We start from the raw sequence: 11,961 nt of genomic DNA on the forward strand, positions 1-11,961 counted from the left end.
CGAACGCCGTGAACCGATCGGCCGAAGAGATGACGTGGATGAGGCCGGCCGGCGCGATGACCACCTCCTGAGGAATGACGGAGCCCCGTGTCTCTCATCACCGAGTACAGCACCACGGCCCGACCGGACCGCAGGATCGTGGAGGTCCACGACTCTGACGCCTACCTCGGCGACGACGAGGCGTGGCAGCGGGCAAGGACCCGGAGCGGACGGGACGCCGCGGCCGCCTACTACGACACGTGCCTCCAGCGGGCCGTCGAAGAGCAATGGAGCGCGGAACAGATCGGAGCGGCGTGGCGAATGTGTCCCGCGGCCGAGCAGTACACCCTCGACCTCTGGTTCGTCAGGGGATCCGAGCCCGAGGACGACGACTGGTCCGAGGGAGACCCTCCCGCGTGAGACCGTGCGTGCGGGAGTCCGCCGGGCCCTCCACGTGCGGGCCGACCCGGTCATGACGCAGGAGCTCGTCGGGCACGTGCCGCAGCGGTCAGCCGATCCCCGGGCCGGAGCCGTTCAACCAGGCCCACTCCGACCAAGTGGCGAACCCCGTCTGCCACTTGTGGTAGACGCCGACGTGGCTGGTGGCGAACACCTCCACCCGCCCGTCGGCGTTGTTGCCCGCGCCGATCTCGGTGCCGCCGCCACCGAAGGTCTCCCACTCCGAGTACGGTGCGTTCGGGCGGGTCTGCCAGGCGTGACTCGCGGCCTCGGCGTTGATCGCGAACACCTCGACCCGACCGTCGGCCGACCGCGAAGTGGTCAACTCGGCGTTGGAGATGCCGCCCATGCCCGCCCAGTCCGACCACGCGGTGGGGCCGGTCTGCCAGCGGTGGAAGACACCGTTGGCGTTGGAGGCGAAGACCTCGATCCTCCCATCCTGGTTGTGGCTCGTGGCCAGGTCCCGGCCGCCGCCTCCGAAGTTCTCCCAGGCGGACCAACCGCCGTTGACCCCGGTCTGGAAGAGGTGCTCGAACGTCGAGTCCGAGAGCGCGAACACCTCCAGTCGCCCATCGGGTGCGGTCTCCATCGCGAGACGGGAGTTGGCCGGGCCACCGCCGGCGCCCTCCCAGCCGGCCCAACTGCCGCTCGGCGCGGTCTGCCAGCGGTGGAACACGCCGTTCGCATTGGAGGCGAACACCTCGATACGGCCATCGGCGTTGTTGCCCGCGGCCAGCCGGTACCCTCCGCCGCCGAAGTTCTCCCACGTCGACCACCCCGCGCCGGGAGCGGTCTGCCACATGTGATCGAAGGTGCTGTCCGACAGCGCGAACACCTCCAGTCGGCCGTCCGCGTTGGACGCCACGGCCAACTGCGCGTTGCGCGGCCCGCCCTCGAACCGCCACTGCGACCAAGCGCCGTTCACCGCGGTCTGCCACGAGTGGTACACGCCGTCGGCGCCGGCGGCGAAGGCCTCCAACCGACCGTCCGCGGACCGCCCGGACACCACCCGACCCGAGGAGTACGGGTGCCTGGGGCCGCCACCCGCACCGGACCACAGCGCGTTGGCGATGATCGTCGCGTCGTCCGCCTCGATCTCGTACAGGCCGCGCAGATCCTCCCTCGGTTGCTGCACGTGCCAGCACACCTCGCCGATCGCCTCGTTGTTCCACGAGCCGCCGGGATACAGCTGGTCCACCCGATCGAAGAAGGCGTTCGTGGCGTGGGCCGGGTTCAGCCGCTCCTCCCGGGTACCCCACCAGTCCTGCTGCTGGAACAGCCCCAGGCTGGTGTAGTCCACGGCCTGGGCGTAGTTGTTCATGCTGCTCTCGACGATGATCGTGGCGATGGCGATGGCAGCCGCCCTCTGGTTGAGCCCCCGGTCCTTCACCGCCTGCGTCACCATCCGCGCGCAGGACACCTTGTAGGCGTTCATGTAGCCGGCCATCTTCGCGTGCAACTGCGGGTTGAGCTGGTCGGCCATGATGCCGTCGGCGGCCGACGGGCCGGCCGGATCGCACGGCACGGTCGGAATGGCGAAGCCCCGTGGGCCGGCGAAGTACCGGGAGACCCCGGATCGGTCACCACCCGGGCCCGGCCCGGGCGCGTGATCGGCGAGGGCGGCCGGGGCGGTCATCCCGATGACCAACGCCCAAACGCCGGCCACGAGGGCCAGTCTGGTGAACATGCGACGTAAACCATTCATGGCCACTGTCGGCCCTTCCGTCGTGAAGTGCGTGAAGTGAACGTGCGGGATCCGCGTGATTCCCGGCCCTCGGTCCGCCGTCCGGTCGAGGAGCGGAGGCACCGTCCGGGGCGTCAGGGACACAGGGTCCACCGGAGACCACCGTGCGTGTCACTCCGGATCGTTCCGGATGTCCTGCCGGGCGCCCCGCCGCTACGTTGTCGACGACGTCGGCCGGAACTGCCGTCACACCGTTGCCACTTTCCGGACCGGTCCGCGACCAGGAGGACACTTTGAGCGCGCAGCACCCCACCCGCAGGAGCATCCTCAAGACCGCCGGTGGCCTCTCGGCCGCGATGGCGATGGGCGGTGCGGGAGTCCTCGCCGCCGCGTCGACCGCCTCGGCCGTCGGCGACGGCTTCGGCCTGCGCATCGTCGAGCGCGGCGAGGCCGACGCCCGCATGTGGTACTACCGCTTCCAGACGGGTGCGATCGGTTGGAATCCCGCCGTCAACGTGCTCCTGCCCGACGACTACCACTGGAGCGGACGCAGGTACCCCGTGCTCTACCTCCTCCACGGAGGCGGCACGGACCAGGACTTCATCACCTTCGACCGTGAGGGGATCCGCGACTGGACGGCCGGCAAGCCGATCATCATCGTGATGCCCGACGGCGGCCACGCGGGCTGGTACTCCAACCCCGTGAACTCCAACGCCGGACCGCGGGACTGGGAGCAGTTCCACATCGCGCAGCTGATCCCCTGGATCGACGCCAACTTCCGTACCTACGCGGAGTTCGACGGCCGTGCCGTGTCCGGATTCTCGATGGGGGGCTTCGGCGCCCTGAAGTACGCCGCCAAGTACTGGGGCCACTTCGCCTCGGTGAGTGCCCACTCCGGTCCGGCGAGCCTGCGCCGGGACAACGGCCTCGTGGTCCACTGGGCCAACGCGTCCTCCGCGCTGCTGGACCTGAACGGCGGCACGGTCTACGGGGCACCGCTGTGGGACGACGCCCGGGTCAACGCGGACAACCCGGTGCAGCGGATCGAGAGCTACCGGGGCAAGCGCGTCTTCCTGGTCGCCGGCACCAGCCCCGATCCGATCAACTGGTTCGACACGGCCAACGAGACCCAGGTCCTCGCGGGACAGCGGGAGTTCCGCTCGCTGCTCGGGAACGCGGGGATCCCGCACGAGTGGTACGAGCTGCCCGGCGGGCACTTCATCCGCCACGACATGATGCGACGTGACATCGACGGCGTCATCGACCGGCTGCGCAAGGCGTGACCGGCGGCCCTCCCGCCGCACGTCCACCCCACTCACCGCGACCCCACTCACCCCGAGACCACCAAGAGAGGAGCGTCTCGTGTTTCCCGGACCTTCCCGACGCGCACTGGGCTGTGTGCTCGCGGCGACCGCCGCCCTGCTGTCGTCGCCGGTGGCCCCGATGCCGGCCGCCGCCCGGACCACCGCCGTCGCGGCCGCGTGCCCCGCGGCCGGTTTCGTGTCCCAGCACTTCCACAGCGGCCACAACGGCGTCGACATCGCCAACGACGTCGGGACACCCATCCATGCCGTGGGCGACGGCGAGGTGACCATCTCCGGGTACACCGGCGACTACGGTCAGTGGATCCGTGTCCTGCACCCGGACGGGAGGATCTCCGAGTACGGGCACATGTCCCGGCGCGACGTCTCCGTCGGGGACCACGTCGTGGCCGGTCAACAGATCGCCCTCATGGGCGCCGAGGGCAACTCCACCGGTCCCCACCTCCACCTGCGGATCTGGGGGGACCAGTCCACCTCGTACGGCATCGACCCCGAGCCCTATCTCGCGGAGCGGGGCGTCGTGCTGCCCTGCACCCCCGGCAGCGGTCCGCGGCCCAAGCCGATGGTGTATCCGGCGGAGTCGGGCCGGCTGGTGTCGGCGCGTTCGGCGGACGGACGCCTGGAGGTGTTCGCCGCCGGTGCCGATGGTGTGCACCACGCCTGGCAGCAGGAGGTGAACGGCAACTGGTCGGACTGGGAACGGCTCGGCGGGCCGGGCAACGCCGAACTGGCCATCGCACCCAACGCCGACGGCCGTCTGGAGATGTTCGCGTTGGGCGGCGACACCTTCCAACACCGCTGGCAGCTCTCTCCCTCCGGCGGATGGTCGAACTGGGAGACCTTCGGCGGTGGGGGGCGCGACACCGCGGCCGGGGTGAACGCCGACGGCCGCATCGAGGTCTTCGCCTCCGGTCCGGTCGGCCTCTTCCACAGGTACCAACTCGCCCCGAACGGATCCTGGTCGGAGTGGGAACCCACCGGCGGCGGACCCGCCGACAGTCGCGTGGAGATGGAGAAGTCCCCCGACGGCCGACTCGAGGTGTTCGCCCTGGGCCGCGACACGTTCCAACACGCCTACCAGAGCGCCCCGAACGGCGGCTGGTCCCCGTGGGACACCTTCGGCGGCGGCGGGCACGACCTCACCGTCGATCACAATGCCGACGGGCGGCTGGAGGTCTTCGCCTCCAACCAGACCGGCGTCTTCCACAAGTACCAGACCAGTGCGACGAGTTGGTCGGGATGGGAAGGGACCGGTGGACCCGCCGACGCTCAACTCGGCAGCGAACGCACTCCGGACGGGCGGGTCGAGGTCTTCGCCATGAACGGCAGCACGGCCATGCACATCTGGCAGACGGCCGTCAACGCGCCCTACGGAGACTGGGAAACCTTCGGCACCGGCGGTACCGAGGTCACCGCGGCGACCAACGCCGACGGGCGGATCGAGATCTTCGGCACCAGCCGCGCCGGCACCTACCACAAGTGGCAGACCGGCTTCTCCACCTGGTCCGAATGGTCCTGGCTCAACAACACCGCCGGTCCCACCCTCGACTGACCCGCCTTCGCCGGCCCCCACCCGACCGACCACGCGGCCCCTGGAGAGACGACCCATGCGTGAGATCAGCAGACGGAACCTGCTGCGGGGTGCCGCCGGGGCGGGCGCGCTCCCGTTCCCGGCCGCCGGCCGGGCCGTGGCCGGGGCCTCCGACGAGGCCCCACCTCCTCGATGGGTCGGCTCAGGACCCTTCGCGTTCGTCTACGATCCATCCACCTCCGACGGCCCGCGCTACCTCAACGACCACACGCTGATCAAGGCCGGTGGCCGCTGGCACCTGTTCGGCATCGTCGGGGACAGCGCGCCGCGCGGCGAATCCCCGGACAGCGCGAGAGAGACCTCCTTCGCCCACGCCTCCGCGCCCAGCGCGGACGGGCCGTGGATCAGCCACCCCGACGCGCTCACCGTCACCCCGTCCTATTTCGGCGAGGAACACCTCTGGGCTCCCCACGTCGTCGCGGCGGGCGGCAGGTTCTGGATGTTCTACGCCGCGGGGGGCGACAGCGGCGCCGCGATCAACCTCGCGACGTCGAACGACCTGTTCACCTGGACGCGCGAACCGTCCGGCCCCCTGTTCCGAGGTCTCGCCGCGCGCGACCCGATGGTGCTGCGGGTCGGCGAGGAATGGGTCATGTACTACACGGAACTGTCGGGCCCGGGCGGCCACCACGTCGTGGCCCACCGCCGATCCGCCGATCTGCTGCACTGGAGCGAGCCGGGCGTCGCGTTCACCGACGCGACCACCGACACGACCGTCTCGGTCACCGAGTCGCCGTGCGTCGTCGAACGGGACGGCTGGTACTACCTGTTCATCGGGCCGCGACGCGGCTACGAGGGCACGGACGTGCTGGCGTCCCGGGACCCGTTCCACTTCGAGCTCGCCGGATACGCGGGCCACGTGCCCGGTCACGCCGTGGAGGTGATCGCCGACGGGGAGAAGTGGTACGCCACCGCGGCGGGCTGGTTCCGGCACGGGCTGCACGTCGCGCCCCTCGACTGGCGGGACACGCCGCCGCCCTGGCCGAGCGCGGACAACCCGGTGGCCGGCCTCGACGTCGGTGGCCGCCTGACGGTGTTCGCTCTCGACGCCGCCGACCACTCCATCCTGCGGCGCGTCCAGCTCGATCCGGACACCGACACCTGGTCGCGGTGGGAACCCTTCGGAGGGCCGGCCGGCGCCGTTCCCACGCTCGGCCGCCACACCGACGGCAGGATCGAGGTGTTCTCCCTCGCTCCGGAGGGCGCCCACCTGCACCAACGGACACAGCGCCCGGACGGCGGCTGGTACGACTGGGAGGAGTTCGGCGGCCCGGCCGGAGCCGCCCCGGCCGTCGCCCGCGACGCCCACGGCCGGTTGGAGGTGTTCGCCCTCAGCCCCGGCGGCGCCTCCGTCGCCCGACGGCGGCAGTCGTCACCCGAATCCCCGGCCTGGGAGCCGTGGGAGCCCGGCTTCGGCGGAGCCGCAGGCGCGCCACCGGTGGTGGCGGCGAACGCCGACGGCCGGTTGGAGGTGTTCGCCCTCTCACCGGGCGGCTCCGGGATCTTCCACCGATGGCAGGAGACCCCGGGAGGTGCCTGGACCGCCGTGTGGCACCGATTCGGCACCGCGGCCGGCGCCGCACCTCGGGTCGCGAGGGACGGCAGCGGCCGGCTGACCGTCGCGGCGATCGGACCGTCGAGCGTGGGCACCTTCCGCCGGCAGCAGTCCGTGCCGAACGGCGGTTGGGACGAGTGGTCGTCGATGTTCGGCTGGAGTGCCGCCGCCCCGGCGCTCACCGCCCACGCCGACGGCCGTCTGGAGGCGTTCTCGCTGACGCCCGGCGGCGCCCGGCTCAACCACCGCCGGCAGGACTCCCCGGGCGGAAGGTGGGATTACGACGCCGAGTTCGGCGAGCCCGGCATCAGGCTCGCCGGCACGCCCACGGCCGCGCTCGACTCCACCGGGCGGACGCACGTCTTCGCCGTCACCGCCGAAGGCCGGATGCGCACCCGTGTCCAGGTCGGACCGGGCGGCGGATGGGGGCCGTGGACGGCCTTCGGCGACCGTACGGTCGCAGCCGTCGGGTCGAGTGGCCCCGCTCCGCGGGCGCGGAGTGCGGATCTCGCCAAACGAAAGGGGGAATCGGGACCTTCGACGGCGCCGTGATCACCCCGAACACGGTGACGTTCCCCCTCCGCGGGCGCGGAGTGCGGATCTCGCCAAACGAAAGGGGGAATCGGGACCTTCGACGGCGCCGTGATCACCCCGAACACGGTGACGTTCCCCACCTCGCCCGGCTCCGGGCAAGGCATCAGCAGCGCTTCCCACGGCAACCGAGGGGGACACCCCACCCCTGCGAGGCTCCCGGTCGAAGTGGCCGAAGTACGCCGATGAACTCCCCGGAGAGATGAGTATTGTTCCACTCGACGGGCCGGTACGGGCCGTGGAACGGGGGGAACGGTGAGCGGCGTGATCGTCCATCTGCCGCAGGGATCCGGTGGCGCCGGCGACGGCGAACCGGACGGCGAAGCGGTGACGTTACGGCTCGGACCGGGCGAGGTCGCCCGCTTCGGACGGGGCTCCGCGACGATCCCCGTCGAACTCCGCCTCGCCGACGCGGCGATCTCCCGGCTCGCCGGGGAGATCCGCGTGACCGACGACCATTGGCAACTGACGAACCACAGCGCCACCCACAGCTACCTGGTCGAGAATCCCGAGGGAGCGGGCGAGTACCTGCGGGTTCCACCGCGAAGGGTGGGGGCGCCCATCCCGTTCGAGTTCTCGCGCGTGGTGCTGCCGAGCCGCGGCGACGTCCCCGTCTCCTTCCAGGTGTTCGCGCCCGACCACGTCTACCTGGACCCGGAGGCCATGGGCGCCCCCCGGGACCGGCTCACGGTCACCGCGTACTCCCTCGACGAGACGGCCACGTACTTCCTCGTCCTCGTCGCGCTCTGCGAACCGCGCCTGCGCGACCAGTCCCGGGTGGCGGTTCCCACCACCCCCCAGATCGTCGAGCGGCTCAAGGGGCACGTGGCCGGCGGCACGCTGACCGCGCGGGCGATCAGCTCGCACATCGACTACCTCGCCGAGGAGAAGCTGCGCATCGGCGGTTCCGACCGCCGCGAAGCGGGCAAGGGCGACCGCCGCAACGGCAAGCGGGAAGGGATCGTCGGACTCGCGCTGCGGTTCGGGCTCGTACGGGAGGAGCACCTCACGCTGCTGCCGCCCCAGACGGGGGCCGGCGGGCGGGAGCGGCAGAACGCGCGATGACACCGCCGCACGGCCTGCGCGACAGCACGGAATGCGAACGTGGGGAGCTGCTCCCGCCCGGCTACCGGGTGCGGGACTGGACCGTCACCGGCGTGATCGGCGCCGGAGGCTGGTCCACGGTGTACGCGGCACGACCCGCCGAGGGACCCCCGGACCGCGGCAGCCGGGATCCCGCGGTCCGGTCGGCGGGACCCGCCGATGTCGCCCTCAAGGTCATGCCGACCGCCGGGTACGCGCCGCGCCAGGCCCGCAGGATCGTGGAATCCGCCCGGCGCGAGGTCGAACTCGGGCGCAGGGCCGGGCATCCACGGCTGATCGGCCTCCTGGACTCCTTCGTCCTCGCGGCACCGGACCGCCCCTTCCTGGACGGCGCGCTCGTGCTGGTGATGGAGCGGGCCGCGGGCAGCCTGCGGGAACTCCTCGACGCGGGGGTGGCCGAAGCCGACCGCCCCCGGCTGATCGCGGGAATCTGCGAGGGACTCGCCCACCTCCACCGATCGGGTTGGGTACACGCCGACCTCAAGCCGGAGAACGTCCTGCTGGCCACCGACCGCTCCGTGAAGCTCTCGGACTTCGGCCTCGCCACCGAGATGACGGGAACGCACGGGTACGCGCCTCCGCTGGGCACCCTGGACTACCTCCCGCCCGAGCGATGGCGGGCACCGCTGGGGGAACTCGGCGTGCAGGTCCGGCCGAGTGCCGACATCTGGGCCCTGGGCATCGTCGTCCACGAGGTGTTCGCGTCCGGTGCCTCCCCGTTCCCCGGTGCCACGCCCGTGGCGCGGGGCGCCGCCGTGCAGGAGTACGGCGAGGGGCGTGCGCCGCTGCGCATGGACCACGCCGTGCCGGAGTTCTGGCGCGCGCTGGCCGCCGACTGCCTCGCCCCGACCCACGCGGCACGCGCCCCGCACACCGCCGAGAGCCTGCTGGCCAGGATCGCCGCCGAACGCGGCGCCGCCGATCAGGGGGCGCGCGGTACGCGGGCGGGACGGCTGCGGGGCCGGGCCCGCGCCGCCGTGCTCGCCACCGCCTTCTGCGCGATGGCCGGCGGGACCCTGTGGTCCGACGCGGCACGGGCGATCTCGTCCGCGCCCCCCGGCGCCACGAGTGCGGGGGTCGCCGCGATCCGGGTGTTCAACGAGGAGACGGGCTGCCGGGAGCGGCTCGACCGGGACCCGCAGTGCAGCCTGGGCCTGGCGGTCGATCCCCTGCGCCAGTACACCGCGGACAACGTCGTGCCGACCCGGGTGTGGCACGGCGATGTCCTGTCCGCCGACTGCCAGTTGTCCCAGGGGTCGTCCGTCATCGACGAGGCGAGCCGACGGTCCACCCGCTGGTTCCACGTCCGACTGCCGCGCGGCTCCACGACTCCCACGGCCTGGCTCCCCGCCGTACGAACGAAGGACCGACCGGCGCTGCCGGGGTGCCCGCACCCCACGACCGTGCGCTGAGGTCGGGCGCCGCCGGTGCGCGGCCCTGGGTCCGTGGCCGTGCGAGCGGGGCCTTCGCGGAGGCCGGCGCCGGGGCTCGGGTGCCTCTCACGAGGATCCGCCCTCGGGGAGAAGAAACGTTTCTGCGTGCGGGTGGTCCCACGAGGGTGCCGGAGCGGCCGTTCGGGTGGCGTCATTCTTTCGCCGACCGCAAGTGCAGCTGGAAGCGCGCCGGCCTGTGCTGTGCTGTGGCCACGACCCGAGGACGGTCGTACGCGGGCCCGCCCGCTGTTCGCGGCAGGTCCGCCCCAACAGCGAAGGAGGACTGATGTCGCGCAACCGGAAGAACCTCCGATGCCGGAGCACGATCGGCCAACTTCTGGCCTCTGTGGTCGTATTGACCGCGGCTTTCCTGGATGCGTCCGGGGCTCATGCCGCTGCGGTCCACTCCAGACCGAGCCCCGACTGGGACGCCATCGCCCGGTGTGAATCCGGTGGGAACTGGCGGACGAACACCGGCAACGGCCATTACGGCGGCTTGCAGTTCACCCAGTCGAGCTGGAACGCGGCCGGAGGCCGCAGATACGCGCCACGCGCCGACCTCGCCACGAAGGCGGAGCAGATCGCCACGGCGAGAAGACTGGCCAAGATGCAGGGCATGGGGGCCTGGACCTGCGCACGCCGCCGCTGAAGGCCCACGTCCCGACAGGGCGGCGGGGCCGCCCTGTCGGGGAGGTGTCAACCGGACACGTCGACCGTCGGCCGGGGTTGACCGCCTTGTCCAAGCCCCGTGCCGCCGCACCGCTCCGCCGCCGACTCGGCGCGGATGGGGGCGGGGTCGGGCCATGCCGGTCGGTACGGATCGCCGCGAGGGCGCAGCCCGGGCCGTCGCCGGTGCGGGGGGTGGTGGGGCCCGGCCGGGTGCGGCGGCGGGGGCCGTTCGGTCAGTCGGCGGCCGTCGACGGTCGCCCGAAATGGCGGGCCGTGGGTGTCAGCGCCGCGGCGGCGGGCGCGAGGAAGCAGGTCGCGGCGCAGACGGCGAGCACCGGTGTGACCCCGAAGACGTCGATGGCAGGAGCGATCAGGGCCAGGCCGACCGGGGCCAGGCCGTAGGAGACGAGGAAGTCCAGGGAGGAGACGCGGGCCAGCTTGTCCGGGGCGACCTCGCGCTGGGCGGCCGTGAACCAGGGCACGTTGAACAGCTCGATCCCGATCCCCGCCACCACGTAGGCGGCGATGACCACCAGCGGGTGCACCGGCAGCATCAGGCTCAGCGGCGCGAAGCCGTAGGCGGCCAGTCCCGCGAACGCCGTCCAGCCGGGGGAGCGGGGCCGTCGGCGGGTGGTGAGCACGGCGCCGCCGAGCGCGCCGACCGTGTAGGCGGTCATGGCCGCGGCGAGGACCCACTCGGTGCCGGGGCGGTCGCGGCTGATCAGGGGCAGGGCGACGCTGGTGGCGGAATAGCCCAGGGCGACGACGGCGGTCAGGGCTCCGAGTCCGGCGAGGAACCAGGGGTGGCGTCGGGCCTCGCGTATGCCGTCGACGAACTCCGCGCGCAAGGACACGCGCGGTGTCCGCTCGGTGGACGGATCCGGAGCGGCTCCCCGGCCCGGCACGAAGGCGGCGACCAGCCAGAGCAGGCCGATTCCCGACAGGAGCGTCCGCACGTCGACGAAGGCCGCGACCAGCGCGGTCAGGGCGGGCCCGGCCAGCGTGGAGGTCCGTACCGAGAGGGACACGGCGGCGTTCGCCCGCTGTCGGCGATCGGCGTCGACGACCTCGGCGGTGAGTGCCTGGAAGGCGGGGCGGCAGGCTCCCTGGCCGGCTCCCGCGAGGGCCGCGGCGACGGTCATCAGTACGAGTGAGCGGCCGAGGCCGACGCTGAGGAGCGGGGCCGAGACCGCCGCCGCGAGGGCCGACCAGAGCACGACCGCCCGGCGGGAGTGACGGTCGGCCAGCACCCCTGCGACGGCGACGGCGCCGAGGAACCCCGCGGTGCGCGCGGCGAGGACCAGACCGAGTCCGGCCGCCCCGAGTTCGCGGTGCAGGACGGCCAGCCCCAACACGAAGGGCAGCGCCCAGGTGGCGAGTCCGGACGCGGTGGTCCCGGCCCACAGGCGCAGGAAGGCGGGGTCGCGCAGGACGGAACGCGGGGGTGGCGGGGTGGGCCTGGGTGTCATGGGGGCGGGTGCGGTCGTCACGGTGCGGTGCTCCTCATCGGTCGGCAGGGTCCGGGTCGCGCCCCAGGGGGCACCCGGAGGTGTTAATGAAAACGATAACCATTA

9 protein-coding genes are annotated in these 11,961 nt (G+C 72.3%); 7 read left to right on the plus strand and 2 right to left on the minus strand.

The genetic code is table 11. The features are described from left to right. Positions 1-87: 87 nt before the first annotated feature. Positions 88-399 (plus strand): hypothetical protein, encoded by a 312-nt coding sequence (locus OHA84_RS31880; RefSeq protein WP_266968453.1) that lies wholly within the window; start codon positions 88-90, stop codon positions 397-399. An 88-nt stretch (positions 400-487) separates the two neighbouring features. Here the strand turns inward: OHA84_RS31880 and OHA84_RS31885 are convergent, their stop codons facing one another. Continuing rightward, positions 488-2,125, minus strand: a complete 1,638-nt coding sequence (locus tag OHA84_RS31885) for a peptidase M23 (protein ID WP_266968451.1) — start codon at positions 2,123-2,125, stop codon at positions 488-490. A gap of 290 nt (positions 2,126-2,415) precedes the next feature. Here OHA84_RS31885 and OHA84_RS31890 point away from each other — a divergent pair, with 290 nt between their 5' ends. The 6 genes from OHA84_RS31890 (at position 2,416) to OHA84_RS31915 (ending at position 10,367) form a co-directional block, all read left to right on the plus strand. Further along, positions 2,416-3,405: an alpha/beta hydrolase family protein gene (locus tag OHA84_RS31890; RefSeq protein WP_266968449.1), complete on the plus strand. Its 990-nt coding sequence runs from the start codon at positions 2,416-2,418 to the stop codon at positions 3,403-3,405. A 79-nt stretch (positions 3,406-3,484) separates the two neighbouring features. Further along, positions 3,485-4,996: a peptidoglycan DD-metalloendopeptidase family protein gene (locus OHA84_RS31895; RefSeq protein WP_266968447.1), complete on the plus strand. Its 1,512-nt coding sequence runs from the start codon at positions 3,485-3,487 to the stop codon at positions 4,994-4,996. A 55-nt stretch (positions 4,997-5,051) separates the two neighbouring features. Next, positions 5,052-7,142, plus strand: a complete 2,091-nt coding sequence (locus tag OHA84_RS31900; RefSeq protein ID WP_266968445.1) for a family 43 glycosylhydrolase — start codon at positions 5,052-5,054, stop codon at positions 7,140-7,142. A 294-nt stretch (positions 7,143-7,436) separates the two neighbouring features. Beyond that, complete coding sequence (locus OHA84_RS31905) at positions 7,437-8,246, plus strand: serine/threonine protein kinase (protein ID WP_266968444.1); 810 nt, start codon at positions 7,437-7,439, stop codon at positions 8,244-8,246. Beyond that, positions 8,243-9,697, plus strand: coding sequence for a serine/threonine-protein kinase (locus OHA84_RS31910; protein ID WP_266968443.1), 1,455 nt, complete (start codon positions 8,243-8,245; stop codon positions 9,695-9,697). Before OHA84_RS31905 ends, OHA84_RS31910 begins: the two co-directional genes overlap by 4 nt. Before the next feature lie 307 nt (positions 9,698-10,004). Then, positions 10,005-10,367 (plus strand): transglycosylase family protein, encoded by a 363-nt coding sequence (locus tag OHA84_RS31915; RefSeq protein ID WP_266953407.1) that lies wholly within the window; start codon positions 10,005-10,007, stop codon positions 10,365-10,367. 253 nt (positions 10,368-10,620) lie between these two features. Here OHA84_RS31915 and OHA84_RS31920 read toward each other — a convergent pair whose 3' ends face one another. Beyond that, a complete protein-coding gene (locus tag OHA84_RS31920; protein ID WP_266973873.1) occupies positions 10,621-11,856 on the minus strand; it encodes an MFS transporter in 1,236 nt (411 codons plus the stop codon). Positions 11,857-11,961: the final 105 nt, after the last annotated feature.

Source organism: Streptomyces sp. NBC_00513 (genome assembly GCF_041431415.1).
Classification (GTDB): domain Bacteria; phylum Actinomycetota; class Actinomycetes; order Streptomycetales; family Streptomycetaceae; genus Streptomyces.